We start from the raw sequence: 18,787 nt of genomic DNA on the forward strand, positions 1-18,787 counted from the left end.
ACTGCACGCCAGAGTCATCATGACCGGCCCCTTTCGTCTCTGCTGGTGTCGGCAGGAACGGCGGGGCGCTGGAGCGTCGTCGTGGCGAACGGCGCGTCGGCTCACCCTCAGGGGGGTGGTCGGTGCAGCAGGTCCTCGGTGTCGTCGAGCATCGTCTCGCCGCGGAAGAACGCCGGCGCCACCCGGCTGTAGACCACCATCAGCAGCAGCCCCAGCACCAGCGCCCCGATGCCCACCACGAAGACCCCACCGACCCCGCCGATCACCGTCTCGCCGTAGCCCGGGTCGGCGTACGCGATGCAGGCCAGCACGAAGACGGCGAGCATGAACACCCCGCCCAGCAGCGGCAGGACCGCCCGCATGAGGACGTCCCGCGGCCCGTGCAGCGCCCGGCGGAACTGCCAGGCGCAGGCGAAGCCGGTGAGCCCGTAGTAGAAGGCGATCAGCATGCCGGTGGCCGTGATCGAGTCGATCAGCACGTTCTCGCTCACCAGCGTCAGGCCGACGTAGAAGGCGATCGAGACGACCCCCATCCACAGCGTGGACACCGTGGGTGTGAGGTACCGCGGGTGGATCCGGGCGAAGGACCGGGGCAGCGCGCCGTAGGCGGCCATCGCCAGGGTGCCGCGGGCGGTGGGCAGGATCGTGGTCTGGGTGCAGGCCGCCGCCGAGGTGAGCACCGAGATGATCAGCAGCGCCTCGAAGGCCCGCCCGAGGACGTCGTCCCCGAAGACCGTCGCCCCGAGGGCGGCGAACACGTCCTCGGCGTTGGCCTCGTTGCCCAGCCCGATCCCCTCGGTCCCGACGCCGGCGAAGGCCACGGTCGCCACGGAGACCACGGTGTAGATGCCGACCAGCAGCACCGTGGAGATGAGCGCGGCACGCCCGGGCGACCGGGTCGGGTCGGCGGTCTCCTCGTTCACCGCGACGGCGGAGTCCCAGCCCCAGTAGATGAAGATCGCCAGCAGCACCGCCTCGGTGAGCGCCGGCCAGCCGATCCCGGCGGGCCACAGCCAGGACAGCGACGGGGTCAGCGAGCCCTCCGGCGCCGTCCCCGCGTACACCTTGACCAGGGCGTACACCGCGAAGGCGAGCAGCACGACGCCCTCGACGGACAGCAGCACCTGCTGCAGCCGCGCGGTCGGCTCGATGCCGCGGTAGCAGACCCAGGTCATGACCGCGATCCACCCGACGCCGGCGAGCGTCGTCCAGAAGGCGCTCTCCGCCAGCCCGTCGAGCCCGACCAGCCGGTAGCCGTAGGAGCCGGCGATCTGCGCGAGGTTGGCCATCACGATGACGTCGGCGGCGATGATGCCCCAGCCGCCCATCCACCCGGTCCGCGGACCGAAGGCGCGGGCGGCCCAGGTGAACGTCGTCCCGCAGTCGGGCTCGCGCTTGTTCAGCTCGGAGTAGGCGACCGCGACCAACCACATCGGCACGAAGGCCAGCAGCATGATCGCCGGGGCCTGCACCCCCACCGCGATGACGACGAAGCCCAGCGTCGCGGCCAGCGCGTAGGCCGGGGCGGTCGAGGAGACGGCCAGGACGATCGAGGAGACCAGTCCGAGAGCGCCGGTCTTGAGGCCCTTGTCGACGGCCGCGCCCTCGACGCGGGGTGGCGCGGACGGCGCCGGGGACGAACTGCTCATGCCGGAGCCGTGCGGGTGTCCATGTCAGGTGTTATCGCACAGCCACCCGCCGACCCGGACACCGGTGCCCGCTCGGCCGGCGGCCGGTGACGTGATCTGCGCCGGCGTGCTTGCCTCGACTAGGTCGCGCGTGACATAACTCCCGCAGCTCAACAGCGAGCGACGAAGCCCCCGACCCGGGGTCGGGCGACCAGGTGAAGTGGGTGGCAGTGGCAGAGCCCACGCACGTCGGCGACCTCCACGACGACGCCGCAGGCGATCGGCTGCGGGCGCGACTGGCGATCGACGCCGCGCGGATCGGGACGTTCGACTGGGACCTGCGCAGCGGCCGGCTGGTCTGGGACGACCGGCTGGTCGAGATGTTCGGCTACGACCGGACGACCTTCCAGCAGAGCATCGAGGCGTTCAACGCCCGCGTGCACCCCGATGACCTGCCCCGGGTGGGCGATGCGCTGCAGGGCGCCATCGACACGTGCGGGGAGTTCGAGGCCGAGTACCGGATCGTCCTGCCCGGCGGGCACACCCGGTGGGTCTCGGCCCGTGGCCGGGCGCTCGGGGGCCCCGACGGGGCGTCGGCCCGGTTGATCGGAGTGGCCCACGACGCGACGACCGAGGTCGCCGCGGAGGCGCGGGTGGTGCGCCTCCTGGAGGCGATGCCGGCCGGCTTCTACTCCCTGGACGCCGACTGGCGCTTCGTCCACGTCAACGCCGAGGCCGAGCGGTTGCTCGGGCAGAGCCGTGACGACCTGCTGGGCCGGGTCATCTGGGAGGCCTTCCCGGCCGCGGTCGGCAGCCTCTTCGAGGAGAGCTACCGCCGGGCCGTCGCCACCGGTGAACCGATCGCGTTCGACGCGTACTACCCCGCCCCGCTGAACGGCTGGTACGAGGTGCGTGCCTGGCCGACGCCGGAAGGGCTGTCGGTCTACGCCATCGAGGTCACCGCCCGCCGGCAGGCGCAGGAGCAGGCCGAACGGTCCGCCCGCCGGCTGGCACTGCTGGCCCAGGTCAGCGCCGAGCTCGCCGGCACCCTGGACGTGCAGTCGGCGACCGCCCGGCTGCCCCGGCTGGTCGTCCCGGCGCTGGCCGACTGGTGCATCGTCACGGTCATCGACGCCCAGGGCCAGCCCCGGGACGTCGGCAGCTGGCACGTCGACCCCGCGAGCCGGTCGGTGCTGGAGCGGTACGCCGAGGTCCGGCTGGACGCCATGCCGATCGCCGCGCCGGTGGGCCGCGCGCTGCACGCCGCCGAAGCCGTGTCCTTCGCCGGTGCCGAGGTGCTCGAGCTGCTGCCGCCCGGGCAGGCGCGGGACCTGCTGACCGTGCTGGCGCCCCGGGCCGAGGTGGCCATCCCGCTCCGGGCGCGCGGCCGCACGCTCGGGCTGCTGACCCTGGCCTACGCCGACGGGCACACCGCCACCGACGCCGACGTCGCGGTGGCCCAGGACGTCGCCGACCGGGCGGGGCTGGCGCTGGACAACGCCCGGCTCTTCGCCCAGCAGCAGCAGATGGCCGAGGTGCTGCAGCGCAGCCTGCTCACCGACCCGCCGGAGCCCGACCACGCCGAGATCGCGGTGCGCTACCTGCCCGCAGCCGAAGCGGCGCGGGTGGGCGGGGACTGGTACGACGCCTTCCTGCAGCCCAACGGCTCGACGATGCTCGTCATCGGGGACGTCGTCGGGCACGACACCGCTGCGGCGGCGGCCATGGGCCAGGTGCGCAGCCTGCTGCGCGGCATCGCCGCCTACAGCGACGCCGGCCCGGTGGAGGTGCTCCGCGGGCTGGACTCGGCGATGACGCTGCTGCAGCTGGACACCCTGGCCACCGCCGCGGTGGCCCGGTTCGAGCAGACCGACGACGAGCGGGTGCGCGGGGTGACCCGGATGGTCTGGGCCAACGCCGGGCACCTGCCGCCGCTGGCGCTGCACCCCGACGGCAGCGTCGCCGTGCTCGCCGACTGGAAGGCCGACCTGCTGCTCGGCGTCGACGCCACGTTCCAGCGCACCGAGTCGGTGGTCACCCTGGACCGCGGGTCGACGGTGCTGCTCTACACCGACGGGCTGATCGAGCGCCGGGACGCCGACCTGGACGCCGGACTGGCCCGGCTCCGGACGCACCTGGCCGAGCTGGCCGACCTCCCGCTGGCCGACCTGCTGGACCAGCTGATCGAGCGGCTGGTCGACGGGGAGCCCGAGGACGACGTCGCGCTGGTCGCCGTCCGGCTGCACCCGCAGGATGGTCCGCGTCCGGTGGAGGCGGGCCCCAGCCGCGTGCCCGACGTCGTCCCGGAGGACCCGGCGAGCCGATGAGGGTGCCGTCCAGGTGCTCCCGCGGGGCCTGCGCAGAGCCGCCGGGCTGACATCGGCCTACCGTGGGCCCAGCCCCCCCGGCCCAGAGCGACCCCGACGAGACGGAAGGACCCACCCCGTGCACGCACCACCGGACCAGCTGGGTCCGGCCACGTTCCGGCACGACCTCGTCCTGTACAGCTCCGCCGAGGAGCTGGCCGCCGTCGCCGTCCCGTTCCTGCGGGCGGGCCTGGAGGCCGGCGCCGTGGCCGTCATCACGACCAGCGACCCCTCGGCCGCGATCCTGCGGGACGCCCTGGGCGACGACGAGCGGGTGCACGTGCTGCCGCGCGGCGAGGTGTACCGGGACCGCACCCCGGCCGCGATCACGGCCTTCCGCCGGCTCGCCGAGCGGGTGACCGGGCACGGCCACACACAGCTGCGAGTGGTCGGCGAGACATATTTCGGGCGGACGCCGCGGGAGTGGCTGGAGTGGCAGCGCTACGAGGCCGTGCTGAACGAGGCGATGCGCTCCTGGCCGACCTGGGGACTGTGCGCCTACGACCTCCGCCAGCTCCCCGACGAGCTGATCGACTCCGGGCTGCGCACGCACCCGCACCTGGTCGACGCCGGCGGCCGCCGACCCAACCCGCACTTCACCGAGCCGGCCGACTACCTGCGCGCCCTCCCGGTCCCGGACGAGCCGCTGGAGGCCACCGAGCCGCTGCTGCAGGTGGACAACGCGAAGGACTTCGCCGGGCTGCGACACGCGGTCGGCGCCCGGCTGACGCAGCTGCACGGCTCCCGGGACGCGCTGGAGGACCTCCACCTGGCGATCGACGAGATGAGCGCGAACGCGGTGCGGCACGGCGGGCCGCCGGTCCAGCTGCGGTTGTGGGCGTCGGCCGACCGGGTGGTCTGCCGGATCAGCGACGGCGGCGCGGGGATGGACGACCCGTTCGCCGGCTACGGCCCCGCGCACGGGGACGACCTCTCCCACGGCGGGATGGGCCTGTGGCTGGCCCGCCAGCTGTGCGACCACGTGGACGTCGTCGACGGTCCGAACGGGCTGTCCGTGCGGTTGACGACGCTGCTGCGCTGACCGCGCGAGGGCGCGGCCGTCGCCCGGGTCGTGGGATCGTTCCCGCTGCGACCGGCCCGGCGCGCCGCTCTCACCAGCACGTTCTCGGTCACCGCTCGCCCTAGGCTGACCGCGCGAGCCCGCCGGCGACCCGCGTCCGGCCCCGTCGCCCTCGCACCGTCCCGTTCCGACACGGGAGGCGAGGCGGGCACGGGCCCGCGTCCGAGAGGAGTCGAGTCGTGCGCTTCCCGTCCTCGCGGGGCTCCGCACCGGTGCCCGGCGACGTCGTGTCCGGTGGCCTCGTGTCCGGTGGCCTCGTGTCCGGTGGCCTCGTGTCCGGTGGCCTCGTGTCCGGTGGCATGGCGCACCTGGCCGACGAGCCCGCGACCGCTGCCCCCCGTCCGGCGGCGTCCCCGCGCACCCGGCGCCCGCCCGAGCGGGACGCCAGCATGGCGGCCGCCGCACAGCAGGCCGGTGTCCTCTCCTCGGCCAGCCGCGAGGTGTCCGACACCTCCCGGCAGGCCGCCGAGTCGCTGACCGAGCTGCGGTCGGCGATCACGGACATCTCCTCCAGCACCACCCGGGCGTCGGCGGTCGCCGAGGAGGCCGTGCGGGACGCCCGCGCGGTCGACGAACGGATCGCCGCGCTGCAGGAGGCCAGCGAGTCGATCACCGAGATGGTGCGGCTGATCTCGGCGATCAGCCAGCAGAGCCGGTTCCTCGCGCTGAACGCCTACGTGGAGGCGGCGCGCGCCGGCGACGTGGGCCGGGGCTTCGCCGTGGTGGCCGACGAGGTCAAGCAGCTGGCCAGCCGCACCGCCCAGGCCGCCGAGGACATCGGCGCGCAGATCGATGCGGTGCAGTCCGAGACCCGGCAGGCGGTCACCGCGATCGCCCGGATCACCGGCACGCTCGGCTCGATCGCCGACGCGCAGGACGCGATCGCCGCCGCCGTCGCGCAGCAGCGGGCCGCCACCGACCGGGTGGTGGACAACGTCGACCGGGCGGCCAGCGGGTCGGCCCGGATCACCCAGGCGGTCGCCGAGCTGGCCGACAGCCAGCGGCTGGTCTACGTCCGCCGGGCGCTGACCCTCGCCCAGGACCTGCTCGACGAGGCCGGCGGGCTCGAGGTGAGCCAGGAGCTCCAGGGGCGGACCGTCACCGACCAGGCGACCTCCGCGACGCGCACCGTCCGGCTGCCGGAGCTGCTGCTCGGCGGGGAGGTGCTGGCGTGGGACGACGACCCGCGGCACCGGTCACCGCTGGTCGACGACGTGGTGGCCCAGGTCGGCGGCACCTGCACGCTGTTCCAGCGGCTCGACGACGCCGGTGGCATGGTGCGGGTGGCGACCACGGTGGTGAACCCGCAGGGCCGGCGGAACATCGGCACCGCCCTCTCCCCCACCGGCGCCGACGGCAGCCGGAACCCGGTGCTGGCGGCGGTGCTCGGCGGGCAGGTCTACACCGGCCCGGCCACCGTCGCGGGCAAGCCGTACTTCACCGCCTACGCCGGCGTGCACTCCCCCGCCGGCGCGCTCGTCGGCATGCTCTACGTCGGCCTGCCGATCGACGCACCCGCCTGATCCAGCGGGCGGCGTGCCGGCAGGTCAGCCATGGAGTCGAGGAGGCCGTGGACCGCTGGGCCGAGGAGGACGATCAGGGGTGACTCCTGCTCCTCCTGCCCAGGGCCGCACGCGACCGCGTCCGGCAGGCGGTGGCTGACACCCGGTCAGGTGAAGATGTGGACCCAGTCCTCGGCCAGCAGCACCGCCACCAGGGCGCCGCCGAGCAGCGCGGGCCCGAACGGCAGCCCGGTCCGGCGCCCCACCCGCCGGGTGGTGAGCAGCGCGAGCCCCACCACGGCCTGGAGCAGGAACCCGAGGAAGAAGCCGGCCAGGACGACGGGCCAGCCGAGCCAGCCCAGGTACAGGCCGAGCAGGGCGGCCAGCTTGACGTCGCCCATCCCCAGGCCGCTCGGGGAGATCAGCGCCATCACCAGCAGCACCGCGAAGGCCGCTCCCCCGGCCAGCAGGGCCCGCCCCAGGTCCGGCCAGTCCCCGGTGGCCCCGGCGGCGGCGGTCAGCAGCGCGAGGCCGCCGAGCAGCCCGGGCAGCAGCACCCGGTTGGGCAGCAGCTGCTCGCGCAGGTCGACCACGGTCAGCAGCAGCCCGACCGCGACGAACCACAGCCACGCGGGGAGCTGCGCCGTCCAGCCGAACCGCAGGGTCACCGCCGCCGCGCACAGCGCCCCGGCCAGCTCGGGCCACGGCGCGCCCACCGCGCGCGCCCGCCAGTCGACGCGGACCGCGACCGTGCCCTCGCCGGCGCCCGCGCGACGGGGGGCGACCAGCGCCAGCGAGTCGGCGACCCGGCCGGCGAGGAGCCCACCGACCCCGGCGACCACGGCGGCGAGCAGCGCGCCGGTCACGTCAGGCGGAGCCGGGTCGGGTGCAGCACGCCGCACAGGGTGACACGCGCAGGCCGCTCCCCCGGGCAGGCACGAGGCGGCCGGCTACGGGCGCTCGCGCCTCGCGGCCACCACCAGCCAGCGGTCCTCGGCGTCGTCGAGGTGGGTCACCTGCCATCCGGTGCGGGTGAGCAGCTCCCGGACCCGGGGCTCGCTGCGCACGTCGTCCGGGGTCAGCTCCCGGCCGTGCCGCCGGGCCAGCGCGGCGCGGCCGACCGGGTGGAAGAGCCCGAGCCGGGCGCCGTCCGCGGCGACCCGGGCCAGTTCACGCAGACCGGCGTCGGGGTCGGGCAGGTGGGAGACCAGCCCGGAGGCGAAGACGACGTCGAACGACCGATCCGCGAACGGCAGCCGGGTGACGTCGCCGCCGACCAGCCACGCCAGCTCCCCACGGCCGCGCCGCCGGGCCTCGGCGAGCATCTCCGCGGTCAGGTCCAGGCCGACGAGCAGGCCCGCCGGGCCGGTGGCGGCCCGCAGCACCGGAAGGGCCCGGCCGGTGCCGCAGGCAGCGTCCAGGACGGCGTCGTCGGGCTGCACCCCCAGCTCGGCGACGGCCCGCTCGAACCGGGGCCCGTCGTCGGGGAACCTCTCCTCCCAGGTGGCGGCCCGGGAGCCGAAGAACGTCTGGGTGTCGCCGCCGCTCAGTCGGTCTCCTCGGCGGGTGCGGTGTCGCAGGCCGTGCCGACGAGCGTGGTCATCGCATCGACGAGCGAGGCCGCGTCGGCCGAGCCGAGCACGACGGTGAGGTGCTCCCCCGTCGCCGGCCGGAGCAGCCGGTCGGCACCGAGTGGCTCGGCCAACTGCCGCACCTGCTCCTCCTGACCGTCGAGGTGCTCGATCGCCGAGGTGGCGACGACGGCGGTGCTGACCGTGCCGAGGGTGAGGCCGACGTCGGTCAGGAACCGGGTCACCGCCTCCACCAGGGCCGGGTCACCGGTGCCGTCCACCACGTCGACGACGACCGGCGCGACCGGCTCGAACTCGAAGCCACACGGGACCGGCTCCGCGCTCGGCTCTGGCTCCGGTGCCGGGGCGGCGACCGGAGGGGCCGTCGGCTCGGGCGTCGGCTCCGGCTCGGGCGCCGGTGCGGGCGTCGGCTCCGGCTCCGGCTCCGGGGTCGGCTCGGGCGTCGGGGTCGGCTCCGGAGTCGGCGCGGGCTCCGGCGCCGGGATCGGGGCGGGGATCGGCTCAGGCTCCGCCGGGGGCTCGGGCAGCACCGGGGGTTGCGCGGCCAGCAGCGGCGGCTCGACCGGCGCGGGAGCCGGCACCACCACGGGGGGCGCGGCGGGCGGCGGCTCGATGGCCGGCGGCGGGGCCGGGGCGGCCGGTGGCACGGTCGGCGCCGGTCCGGCCGGGGTGGGCACCGGGTCCGGCGTCGTCCCGGCGTAGGTGGCGGCCAACCCGAGCACCGAGGCGACGTAGCTGTCGGAGTGGTTGTAGGCGAAGACGGCCCGCGACTGCCCGGCCGGCGTCGACAGGTCACCGCCCGCGGCGCAGAGGTACGCCCCGGTGGCGACGGCTGCGTCGTTGATGTTGAAGGGGTCGCTGCGCCCGTCGCCGTTGCCGTCGCTGACGTACATCGCCCAGGTGGTCGGGATGAACTGCATCGGGCCGACGGCACGGTCGTAGACGGTGTCGCCGTCGAGCCGCCCGCCGTCGGAGTCGAGGATCCGGGCGGTGTTGTTGCTGCCGTCGAGCGGGATGCCGATGATCGGCGGGCTCGACAGCCCGTCGGTGTGCAGGACGGCGCCGGCGAAGCGGCCGTGGTTGGACTCAACCCGGCCGATGGCGGCGATCAGGGTCCAGCTGATGCCGCAGTCGGCGGGAGCGAGCCCGGCGGCGCGCTGGTAGGCGGTCAGGGCGGTGGACGGGATGCCCCCCGCCGCCAGCGGCGAGGCCCCGCCGGTCGGGGTGGCGGTGGCAGGGGCGCTGCTGGTCGCGACGTCCGTCCCGACCGCGACGGTCTCGAGCAGCGGCTCGGCCGGCGGTGCGGTCGGTGGCGCGACGTCGCCCCCCGGCGCGGACGGGGGCCGGGGCACGAGCGCATCGGCCTCGACCGCGACCAGCCGCGCGAACTGCGGTAGCGCCGGCGCGCCGCCGGGTGCGGCACTGGCCGCCGGGAGGAAGGCGACCAGGGCCGTGGTGATGCCCGCGCTGGCGACGACGCCCGGGGCGCGCACCCGGCTCGACCGGGTCCTCGTGTGCCGTCCGGGACGCGCGCGGCTCATCAGCCGAGGCCCTGGACGTGCTCGCATGGCATGAGGTCAGGCACCAGTTCCCCCTGTGGCCGTCCACGTGCTCCGCCGGGTCGGGCATCGAGCGACGCCCGGCTCCGGACGAGGACGACCGTAAACCGGGCCCCTGGCTGGCGCCATGCCCGTTGGGTGAACTCCTGGGACCCGACAGTGGTCGGCACGCGGCCGCGAGGTGACGGCGGGTCAACGTGCCGGAAACACGCCTCCGCTAGCGTCCCGGCCGCCGGTCGGCGGGAGGGAGGCGGTGGGATGTCGCGACAGCGCCCGCCCGCCCCGTGGGTCGCTGCGCTGGCCAGCGCCCGCGACACCCCCTCGCAGGCGCTCGTGCTGGAGGAGCTGCGCACGGCCATCCTGGCCGGCCTGGTCCGCCCCGGGGTGCCGATCCCGGTGGACGACGTCGCCGCCCGGTTCTCCCTCAGCCGGATCCCGGTGCGCGAGGCGCTCAAGACCCTGGTGGCCGAGGGGCTGGTCGAGCACGAGGTGCGGGGCGCCTACGTCGTCGCGCGGCTGAGCCGGGCCGAGCTCGCCGAGCTGTACGTCGTCCGGGCCTCGCTGGAGGCGGCCGCCCAGACCGCCGCGGTGCCGCGCGCGACGCCGCAGGACGTCGCCGTCGCCGCGGCGGCGCTGCGGGAACTGGAGGCGGCGACCGCCGCCGGTGGCGCCGCCGACCACCATCGCTGGAGCCGGCGCTTCCACCTGGCGCTGATCGCCCCGTGCCAGATGCACCGCCTGCTGCAGATGTTCGAGCGGGCCTGGAACGTCACCGAGCCCGGGCGGCCCATGTCGCACGCCTCCGCTGCCGCGACCGCGGCGCTGGCCGCCGACCACGTCGCGATGCTCGACGCGTTCGCCGCCGGTGACGCCGCGGCCCTGACCCAGGTGACCGGCGCCCACTACGCGCGACTGCAGGAGATCGTCGCCGGCATCCCCGCCGACGACTGAGCCGGACGGATATACCCGCGCGGACATCCGGGGGCAACACCGGCTCCCTAGCGTTCGCGGCGTCGCTCCCGGACGGCCGCTCCCCCGCCGCTCCCGGGACACCGACGAGCTCGTGACCCGCCGCTGCCCGCACCAGCCGACGATCCGCAGGAGCCCGCCATGACCACCACGTCCCCCGAGCCGGTGGCGCTCGCGACCGACGTCCCCACGACCCTCGGGACGGCGCCCTCGGCCGCCGCGCCCGGCGGCGCGCTGATCGGCGCCGACTACGACCCCCGGCTCACCAACGAGGACCTCGCACCGCTGCGCCAGCAGCGCTGGGGCTCCTACAACATCTTCGCGTTCTGGATGTCCGACGTGCACAGCGTCGGCGGGTACGTGACCGCGGGCAGCCTCTTCGCCCTGGGCATCGCCGCCTGGCAGGTGCTCATCGCGCTGGTCGTCGGGATCGTGATCGTGCAGGTGTTCGTGAACCTGGTGGCCAAGCCCAGCCAGAAGACCGGCGTGCCCTACCCGGTGATCAACCGCGCCGTGTTCGGCGTCAAGGGCGCGAACATCCCGGCGATCATCCGCGGCCTGATCGCGGTCGCCTGGTACGGCGTGCAGACCTTCCTGGCCGCGAGCAGCCTGAACATCATCTGGCTGAAGTTCGTCCCGGGCGCCGAGGCGCTGCTGACGCCGTCCTTCCTGGGCCTGGAGGCGCTGGGCTGGATCTCCTTCGCGGTGCTCTGGGTGGCGCAGGCGGCGCTCTTCTGGCGGGGCATGGAGACGATCCGGAAGTTCATCGACTTCGCCGGCCCGGCCGTCTACGTCGTCATGATCGCGCTGGCGGTCTACCTGGTCTCGGAGGCCGGCTGGTCCAACATCGACCTGACCCTGAACACCGGCCCGACGCTGAGCGGCTGGGCGACGGTCTCCACGATGCTCGGCGCGATCGCGCTGGTGGTCTCCTACTTCTCCGGCCCGATGCTCAACTTCGGCGACTTCGCCCGGTACGGCAAGAGCTTCGATGCGGTGAAGCGCGGCAACCTGCTCGGCCTGCCGCTGAACTTCCTCTTCTTCTCCCTGCTGACCGTGGTCTGCGCCTCGGCGACCGTGCCGGTGTTCGGTGAGCTGATCACCGACCCGATCGCCACCGTGGAGGCGATCGACTCCACGTTCGCGATCCTGCTGGGCGGGCTGACCTTCGTCATCGCGACGGTCGGCATCAACATCGTCGCCAACTTCATCGCCCCGGCGTTCGACTTCTCCAACGTGGCTCCGCAGAAGATCAGCTGGCGGGCCGGCGGGATGATCGCCGCCGTCGGCTCGGTGCTCCTCACCCCCTGGAACTGGTACGACAGCGCCGAGGGCATCCGGTTCAGCCTCGGCATCCTGGGCAGCCTGATCGGCCCGCTGTTCGGCATCCTGATCGCCGGCTACTACCTGGCCAGCAAGCAGCGGGTCGCCGTCGACGACATGTACTCGATGTCCCCGACCGGCCGGTACTGGTTCCGCGGCGGTTACAACCCCAACGCCGTCCTGGCCGTGCTGGGGGCCGGCGTGCCGACGATCCTGCTGACGCTGTTCACCTCGGTGGGCGACTACGGCTGGTTCATCGGCTGCGGCCTCGGCTTCGCGCTCTTCGCCGGGCTGGAGCGGGTGCGGCCGATGATCGTGCTGATCGACCCGGCCGAGCCCGGCGTCTCCGACGGCACCCGGGTCTGACCAAGGACCCCCTCTCCCCCCACCCCTCGCAAGCTCGGGGCGGGCCCCTGAGAGGGGGCCGACCGACCAGCTGAACGGGAGAAGATCGTGCTGATCCAGGTCGTCAACCCGAACACCACCGCCTCGATGACCGATCTCATCGGGCTCAGCGCCCGGGCCGCCGCCGGCCCGGGCACCGTGGTGGTCGCCGTGCACCCGGAGATGGGGCCGGCCTCGATCGAGAGCCACTACGACGAGGCGCTCGCCGTGCCGGGGCTGCTCGCCCAGGTCGCGGTCGGCGAGGAGGCCGGCGCCGCCGGGCACGTGATCGCCTGCTTCGGTGACCCGGGGCTGGACGCCGCGCGGGAGGTCGCGACCGGGCCGGTGGTGGGCATCGCCGAGGCCGGCATGCGGACGGCGACGTACCTGGGGCGGACCTTCGGCGTCGTGACGACCCTGCAGCGGACGACCGGCCGGGCCTGGGAGCTCGCCGGCCGGTACGGGGTGCGCGAGCAGTGCCGCACGATCCGGGCGGTGGAGATCGCCGTCCTGGCGCTGGAGACCGACCCGGCGGCGCGCTCGCGGATCGCCGCCGAGTGCGCGGACGTCGTGGCGACCGAGGGCGTCGACGCGATCGTGCTGGGCTGCGCGGGGATGGCCGACCTCGCCGCGGAGCTGACCCGGCGGGTGGGGGTGCCGGTGATCGACGGGGTGGCGGCGGCCGTCGCGACGGTGGAGGGGCTGGCGCGACTGGGGCTGCGCACCGGCAAGCGCGGTGAGTACGCCGCTCCCCTGCCGAAGCGGTACACCGGCGCGCTGGCGGAGTTCGGGGTCCCGGATCCCGTCGTCGTCCACTGACGCCCGGGGCGATCAGCCGAACCGGGCGGGTCGGAAGGCAGCCAGCAGGGGGCTCGGCGCTCCGTCCAGGACCTCCCCGGCCAGCAGTTCCCCGGCGATGAGGCCGAGCGTCGCGCCGCTGTGGGTGAAGGCGACGGTGAGGCCGGCGACGCCCGGGACGGCGCCGAGCACCGGGTGCCCGTCGCCGGGGATCGGCTTGCGCCCGACGCCGCGGGACTCACAGGTCAGCACCGGGTGACCGGCCAGCACCTGCGAGGCCTCGTGCAGCAGGCCCTGCACCGTGGCGTCCCGGACGTCGAAGGTCCCGTCGTCCCGGCGGACGACCTGCTCCTCCGACCAGCCGGCGTCCAGGACGATCCCGCCGCCGGGCGCGGGGCGCAGGGCCACCCGCGGGGTGTTCAGCACGGCGCGCAGCCGGTGCGCGAACGGCGGGGTGCGGAGGAGCAGCGCGTTGGAGGTGGCGTCGGGGACGTGCACGCCGAGACCGGCGAGGGCGCGCGGGACGTCGGCTCCCGTGGCCAGCACCACGGCGTCGGCGGCGAGGACGTCGCCGGTCCCGGTCCGGACGCCGGTCACCCGGCCGCCCGCCACGACGACCTCGCACCGGCCGACCGCGGTGCGCACCGCTCCCCCAGCGGTCTCCAGGTCCCGCACCAGCTGACCGATCAGCGACGGCAGGTCGACCCAGCCCTCGTCGGGGTTGAACAGCGCCCCGTCGTCCGGGACCGCGTCGACGGCCACCCCGGGCAGGCGGGCGGCCACGTCGGCGGGCCCCAGCCACTCGGCCGGGTAGCCGATGTCGCGCTGGTGCTCGAACGAGGCGCGGACGCCGTCGCCCCAGCGGAGGCCGCCGTCGAAGACGATGCGCGCGGTCGAGTCGGGGCGTGCGGCGAAGGCCCGGTACCGCTGGAGGCCGAGCACGCGGAGCGCGTGGTACTCGGCGGGGAAGTCGCCGGCTGAGTTCAGCCAGGACAGTGACCGTCCCGACGCCCCGCCGGCCAGCTCGCCGTCGGCCAGGAGCGTGACCCCAGCGCCCCGGGCGGCCAGCTGCGCGGCGGTCGAGATGCCGAGCACGCCCCCGCCGACGACGGCGACCTGCCGACCGGGCTGCGTCATGCCGCCAGGTTGCCACTCCTCCTCCACCCGGTTCACCGAGCCGTGACGGCGGACTCTGGGAGACTCGACGGTCTCGGGCTCCACGGGCACCGGGGCGGACGAGAGAGAAGGTCTTGGTTCCTGACTTCGCGCAGCTGTTCGCCGCGCTGCCCTCAGCTCATCTGGTGCTCTCCCCCGACCTGGTGATGCGCTACGCGAACCCGGCCTACCTGCGGGCGGTCGGCGTCGTGCCGGAGCAGATCATCGGCCGCAGGTTGTTCGACGCGTTCCCACCGGGACCCGACGCACTGGACCCCGAGGGGGTCCCCTACATCGCCCGGTCGTTCGAGCGCGCCCGCGCCACCGGCCGGGCGGACGCCCTGCCGATCGAGCGCTACCCGGTGGTCAACCCGGACACCGGGCTGGTCGAGGACCGCTGGTGGGCGCTCATCGCGATCCCCGTCCTCGACGAGGACGGCGAGCTGGCGATGTTCCTGCAGCGGGTCGACGACCTGACCGACTACGTGCGCGAGCAGGAGTCCGCGCAGTCCGACGCCGACCAGCAGGAGAACCTGCTGGCCCAGGTCCAGCGGCTGCAGGCGGAGCTGACCGCACGCACCAGGGAGGTCGAGGCCGCACGGGAGGTCGAGCGGCGCACCTCGCGCACGGTCGAGGCGATGCCGTCGGGCTTCGTCTCCCTGGACACCGAGTGGCGGTTCACCCTGCTCAACCCGGCCGCCGAGGCCCTGATCGGCCACTCCCGGGACGAACTGCTGGGCCGCACGATCTGGGAGGTCTTCCCCGCCACGGTGGGCACCGACTACGAGGCCGCCTACCGCACGGCCGTCGAGACGCGAGAACCGCAGTCGCTCACCGCCTGGTACCCGGCTCCGCTGGCCGGCTGGTACGACGTGCTCTGCTGGCCCACCGCCGACGGGGTGTCGCTCTACTTCTCCGACGTCACCGACCGGAAGCGCTCGGAGGCCGAGGCGGAGAGCTCCGCGGCCCGGCTCGCCCTGCTGGCCCGGGTCAACGCCGACCTGGCCGAGGCCGTCGACGTGCCCGCCGCCGTCGCCGGGCTGCCGAGCGCGCTGGTGCCGGGGCTGGCGGACGCCTGCATCGTCACCGTGGTCGAGGCCAACGGCCGCCCCCGGGACGTCGGCTGGGCGCACGCCGACCCGGCGCTGCGCCCGGTGCTCGACCGCTACGTCTCGGCCCGGGCCGAGATGCTGCCGCACTCACCGCTGACCCGGGTGCTGGAGACCGGCCGGCGGGAGACGCTGTCGACCGCCGAGCTGGCGGACCTGCTGCCCGCCGGGGAGGCGCGCCGCCAGCTGGACCTCCTGGGCGATGCCCGGGTGGTGAAGCTGCCGCTGCGCGGTCGCGGCAAGGTGTTCGGTGCGCTGACCTTGCTCTGCTCGGCGTCCCGTCCGCTCGCCCGGGACTGGCGCTCGACCGCCCAGGACGTCGCCGACCGGATCGGCCTGGCGCTGGACAACGCCCGGCTGGCCAACGCGCAGGCCACGATCGCCGAGAGCCTGCAGCGCAGCCTGCTCACCGACCCACCCGAGCCCGACCACGCGCAGATCGTGGTGCGGTACCTGCCCGCCGCCGAGGCAGCGCAGGTGGGCGGCGACTGGTACGACGCGTTCCTGCAGCCCGGGGGCACGACCATGCTGGTCATCGGGGACGTCGCCGGGCACGACACGGCTGCCGCGGCCGCCATGGGCCAGCTGCGCGGACTGCTGCGCGGGATCGCCGCGTACAGCGCCGCCGGGCCGGTCGAGGTGCTGCGCGGCCTCGACGAGTCGATGGAGACCCTGATGGTGCGCACCATCGCCACCGCGGCGGTCGCCCGGTTCGAGCAGACCCCGGAGGAGGTGGCGCAGGGCGTGACCCGGCTGGTGTGGGCGAACGCCGGGCACCCGCCGCCGCTGGTCCTCGCCCCGGACGGCTCGATCACGGTCCTGGACGACGGCCGCGCCGACCTGCTGCTGGGCGTCGACCCCGCAGCGCGGCGGCGGGAACGGGTGCTCACCCTGGAGCGGGGCTCCAGCGTGCTGCTCTACACCGACGGGCTGATCGAGCGCCGGGACGCGACGCTCGACGACGGGTTGGAACGCCTCGTCGACGCCGTCGCCGGCCTGTCCGGTGGCACGCTCGACGAGCTCTGCGACGGGGTGCTGGAGCAGATGGTGCACGGTCGCCCCGACGACGACGTCGCCCTGGTCGCCGTCCGGCTGCACCGCCAGGACCGTCCCCGCCCGGCCGAGGCGGGTCCCAACGTCGTGCCCGCATCTCTTAAGGAGGCCCAGTGAGCCGCCCCGGCTGGCCGTTGCTCGCACCACCGCGCCCGACGCAGGTATGGGCGTCGTGGAACTGGGAGCTCCGCAGCCCGGCGGACCTCACCCGCTACCGCCGGCGGCTGCGGGACGAGGCGCTCCCGGCCGGCCGGGGGGACGACGATGCGGACGAGTCGGCGCTCGAGCGGTTGCTGCTCGCCTTCGAGGAGCTGACCTCCAACGGCGTCCGGCACGGCCTCCCGCCGGTGTGGACCACCGTCACCGGCGCGCGGACCGGCTGGCTGATCGACGTCACCGACGCCGACCCGCAGGACCAGCCGGTGCCGGCGGTGGACCGCGACCCCGCCCACGGCGGGCTGGGTCTGCACCTCATCGCCCGGCTCTGCGCCTCCCACGGGTGGGCACCCGAGGAGGGCCGCAAGCACGTGTGGGGCTTCGTCAGCCTGGCCGACCCGGGCTGACCTCGGCCACGCCCAGCGTGCGGGCCAGGTCGAACCGGGAGGCGTCCTCGGTACCGGGCTCGGCGGTGTAGGTGACGATGCGCAGGTCGGTGCCGATCACGGTCAACACGTCGCAGTCCAGCGTCACCTCACCGACGAGCGGGTGCAGGAAGGTCTTCGACTGGAAGCGGTGCTCGGCGATGGTGCCCTCGGCCCACAGCCGGGCGAAGCGCTCGTTGGCCCGCAGCTCGGCGAGCACGGCCCGCGCGGACGGGTCGTCCGGGTAGCGGATCAGGGCGCTGCGCAGGTCGGAGACGAGCGCGCGCTCGTGGCGTTCGTGGTCGCCCTCGCTCCACACGACCTGCGGTGCGGTGCCGGTGAACTCGGCGACGAGCAGGTTGAGCCCGGGGTCCATGTCGCCGAGGAGCGACCGCCAGGCGGCGTTGGCGGTCAGCAGCGTCCAGTGCGCCGTCCACACCCCGATGGCGACGTCCGGGAGCCGGGCGAGCAGCCGCTGCACGCTGGCCGGGATGTGCGTGGGGACGGCGCTGGGCAGCGGCGCCGGCAGGCCGGCGGCGAGGTGCAGCTGGTCGCGTTCGGGGTTCGACAGCTGCAGCACGCGGGCCAGCGAGGCGACGACCTGCGCCGAGGGACGCTCCGCCCGCCCCTGCTCCAGCCGGACCAGGTAGTCGACCGAGACCCCGGCCAGCAGGGCGACCTCCTCCCGGCGCAGGCCCTTGGTGCGGCGCTGGCCGGTGGGGAACCCGACGGCGGCCGGCTGCAGGCGTTCCCGCCAGGCGCGGAGCAGGACCGCGACGTCCCCTCGATCGGTCATGCGCCCATCGTCGTCCACCGCGGACGCGCTGGGTGGTACTGCCGGTCATACGGACGAACGCGACCACTGGACGTCGCCCGACCGGGGGCACCGTCGGTGGCATGACGACGACATTGATCACTGGCGGCAACAAGAGCCTCGGCTTCGAGGCGGCCCGGCGGCTGACGGAGCACGGGCACCGGGTGGTCATCGGCGCCCGCGACGCCGACCGCGGGCAGCGCGCGGCCGAGGAGCTGGGTGTGGAGTGGGTGCGCATCGACGTGAGCTCCGACGAGTCGGTGGCGGCCGCGGCGGCCGAGGTGCGCGAGCGCTTCGGCGGGCTGGACGTGCTGGTCAACAACGCCGGCATCTCCGGTCCGGTCGGCGCGGTGGACGACTACACCGGCGCGGACCTGGCGGCCGTGCTCGACACCAACACCGTGGGGATCGTCCGGACGACGCACGCCTTCCTGCCGCTGCTGCGCGAGTCGGCGGCGCCGGTCATCGTGAACGTGACCAGCGGGCTCGGCTCGTTCGCCGTGCGCGCCGACGAGTCCCGGATCGAGCACTCGGTCCCCTCGCTCGGGTACTCGGCAAGCAAGGCAGCGGTCAACATGCTCACCTCGGTCTACGCCCAGTTCCTCCCGGAGCTGCGGATCAACATGGTGGACCCCGGCTACACGGCCACCGACCTCAACGGCCACGCCGGCCCGCAGACCGTCACCGAGGGCACGGACGCGATCGTCGCGATGGCGTCGATCGGGCCCGACGGCCCGACCGGCACCTTCACCGACCGGCACGGTCCGGTCGCCTGGTGACGGCGGCCGCCGGCCCGGCGCCGACCGTGCGTGGGCTCGTCCACCACGGGTAGGGCGCAGTCGCACGGCCGGACTGGACGACGAGACGGGTCGC

The 18,787-nt window shown here is 74.9% G+C and carries 15 protein-coding genes; 9 read left to right on the plus strand and 6 right to left on the minus strand.

What is annotated here, in order from left to right:
* Nucleotides 1-107: 107 nt before the first annotated feature.
* Entirely contained in the window at nt 108-1,649 is a 1,542-nt protein-coding gene (locus O2W16_RS03675) for an APC family permease (RefSeq protein WP_269157433.1), read from the minus strand.
* 203 nt (nt 1,650-1,852) lie between these two features.
* Here O2W16_RS03675 and O2W16_RS03680 point away from each other — a divergent pair, with 203 nt between their 5' ends.
* The 3 genes from O2W16_RS03680 (at nt 1,853) to O2W16_RS03690 (ending at nt 6,598) form a co-directional block, all read left to right on the plus strand.
* On the plus strand, nt 1,853-3,955 hold the full coding sequence (locus O2W16_RS03680) for a SpoIIE family protein phosphatase (protein WP_269157434.1): 2,103 nt from the start codon (nt 1,853-1,855) through the stop codon (nt 3,953-3,955).
* 118 nt (nt 3,956-4,073) lie between these two features.
* Nucleotides 4,074-5,036, plus strand: a complete 963-nt coding sequence (locus O2W16_RS03685) for a sensor histidine kinase (protein ID WP_269157435.1) — start codon at nt 4,074-4,076, stop codon at nt 5,034-5,036.
* A gap of 218 nt (nt 5,037-5,254) precedes the next feature.
* Nucleotides 5,255-6,598 carry a Cache 3/Cache 2 fusion domain-containing protein gene (locus O2W16_RS03690; RefSeq protein ID WP_269157436.1) on the plus strand — a complete coding sequence of 448 codons (1,344 nt, stop codon included), beginning with the start codon at nt 5,255-5,257 and terminating at the stop codon, nt 6,596-6,598.
* A gap of 146 nt (nt 6,599-6,744) precedes the next feature.
* Here O2W16_RS03690 and O2W16_RS03695 read toward each other — a convergent pair whose 3' ends face one another.
* The 3 genes from O2W16_RS03695 to O2W16_RS03705 all read right to left on the minus strand — a co-directional run bounded on the left by O2W16_RS03695 (nt 6,745) and on the right by O2W16_RS03705 (nt 9,662).
* Nucleotides 6,745-7,443, minus strand: a complete 699-nt coding sequence (locus O2W16_RS03695; RefSeq protein ID WP_269157437.1) for a prepilin peptidase — start codon at nt 7,441-7,443, stop codon at nt 6,745-6,747.
* An 84-nt stretch (nt 7,444-7,527) separates the two neighbouring features.
* Entirely contained in the window at nt 7,528-8,019 is a 492-nt protein-coding gene (locus tag O2W16_RS03700; RefSeq protein WP_442928897.1) for a class I SAM-dependent methyltransferase, read from the minus strand.
* 104 nt (nt 8,020-8,123) lie between these two features.
* Nucleotides 8,124-9,662, minus strand: coding sequence for a lytic transglycosylase domain-containing protein (locus O2W16_RS03705; RefSeq protein ID WP_269157438.1), 1,539 nt, complete (start codon nt 9,660-9,662; stop codon nt 8,124-8,126).
* A gap of 324 nt (nt 9,663-9,986) precedes the next feature.
* On the opposite strand from O2W16_RS03705, the gene O2W16_RS03710 reads away from it, so the two are divergent.
* From O2W16_RS03710 to O2W16_RS03720, 3 genes are all read left to right on the plus strand, one after another.
* Complete coding sequence (locus O2W16_RS03710; protein ID WP_269157439.1) at nt 9,987-10,679, plus strand: GntR family transcriptional regulator; 693 nt, start codon at nt 9,987-9,989, stop codon at nt 10,677-10,679.
* A 159-nt stretch (nt 10,680-10,838) separates the two neighbouring features.
* Nucleotides 10,839-12,386, plus strand: a complete 1,548-nt coding sequence (locus O2W16_RS03715; RefSeq protein WP_269157440.1) for an NCS1 family nucleobase:cation symporter-1 — start codon at nt 10,839-10,841, stop codon at nt 12,384-12,386.
* A gap of 87 nt (nt 12,387-12,473) precedes the next feature.
* Complete coding sequence (locus O2W16_RS03720; protein WP_269157441.1) at nt 12,474-13,223, plus strand: aspartate/glutamate racemase family protein; 750 nt, start codon at nt 12,474-12,476, stop codon at nt 13,221-13,223.
* Nucleotides 13,224-13,235: 12 nt separating this feature from the next.
* Here O2W16_RS03720 and O2W16_RS03725 read toward each other — a convergent pair whose 3' ends face one another.
* Complete coding sequence (locus O2W16_RS03725) at nt 13,236-14,339, minus strand: NAD(P)/FAD-dependent oxidoreductase (RefSeq protein WP_269157442.1); 1,104 nt, start codon at nt 14,337-14,339, stop codon at nt 13,236-13,238.
* A gap of 113 nt (nt 14,340-14,452) precedes the next feature.
* On the opposite strand from O2W16_RS03725, the gene O2W16_RS03730 reads away from it, so the two are divergent.
* Both O2W16_RS03730 and O2W16_RS03735 read left to right on the plus strand, forming a co-directional pair.
* Nucleotides 14,453-16,636, plus strand: coding sequence for a SpoIIE family protein phosphatase (locus tag O2W16_RS03730; protein ID WP_269157443.1), 2,184 nt, complete (start codon nt 14,453-14,455; stop codon nt 16,634-16,636).
* Nucleotides 16,633-17,082, plus strand: coding sequence for an ATP-binding protein (locus O2W16_RS03735; protein WP_269157444.1), 450 nt, complete (start codon nt 16,633-16,635; stop codon nt 17,080-17,082). Before O2W16_RS03730 ends, O2W16_RS03735 begins: the two co-directional genes overlap by 4 nt.
* Here the strand turns inward: O2W16_RS03735 and O2W16_RS03740 are convergent.
* Nucleotides 17,060-17,896 (minus strand): helix-turn-helix transcriptional regulator, encoded by an 837-nt coding sequence (locus O2W16_RS03740; RefSeq protein WP_269157445.1) that lies wholly within the window; start codon nt 17,894-17,896, stop codon nt 17,060-17,062. The two genes, O2W16_RS03735 and O2W16_RS03740, sit on opposite strands and share 23 nt — an antisense overlap.
* Nucleotides 17,897-17,997: 101 nt before the next feature.
* Here O2W16_RS03740 and O2W16_RS03745 point away from each other — a divergent pair, with 101 nt between their 5' ends.
* Nucleotides 17,998-18,693 carry an SDR family NAD(P)-dependent oxidoreductase gene (locus O2W16_RS03745; RefSeq protein WP_269157446.1) on the plus strand — a complete coding sequence of 232 codons (696 nt, stop codon included), beginning with the start codon at nt 17,998-18,000 and terminating at the stop codon, nt 18,691-18,693.
* The last annotated feature ends 94 nt before the right edge of the window (nt 18,694-18,787 follow it).

The organism is Modestobacter sp. VKM Ac-2984 (assembly GCF_026967985.1).
GTDB lineage: Bacteria > Actinomycetota > Actinomycetes > Mycobacteriales > Geodermatophilaceae > Modestobacter.

What these genes read in the sequence shown, in the direction of transcription:
- O2W16_RS03725 (WP_269157442.1), bottom strand. Translation starts at nt 14,339, where the DNA reads ATGACGCAGCCCGGTCGGCAGGTCGCCGTCGTCGGCGGGGGCGTGCTC.
- O2W16_RS03675 (WP_269157433.1), bottom strand. Translation starts at nt 1,649, where the DNA reads ATGAGCAGTTCGTCCCCGGCGCCGTCCGCGCCACCCCGCGTCGAGGGC.
- O2W16_RS03745 (WP_269157446.1), top strand. Translation starts at nt 17,998, where the DNA reads ATGACGACGACATTGATCACTGGCGGCAACAAGAGCCTCGGCTTCGAG.
- O2W16_RS03740 (WP_269157445.1), bottom strand. Translation starts at nt 17,896, where the DNA reads ATGACCGATCGAGGGGACGTCGCGGTCCTGCTCCGCGCCTGGCGGGAA.
- O2W16_RS03715 (WP_269157440.1), top strand. Translation starts at nt 10,839, where the DNA reads ATGACCACCACGTCCCCCGAGCCGGTGGCGCTCGCGACCGACGTCCCC.
- O2W16_RS03710 (WP_269157439.1), top strand. Translation starts at nt 9,987, where the DNA reads ATGTCGCGACAGCGCCCGCCCGCCCCGTGGGTCGCTGCGCTGGCCAGC.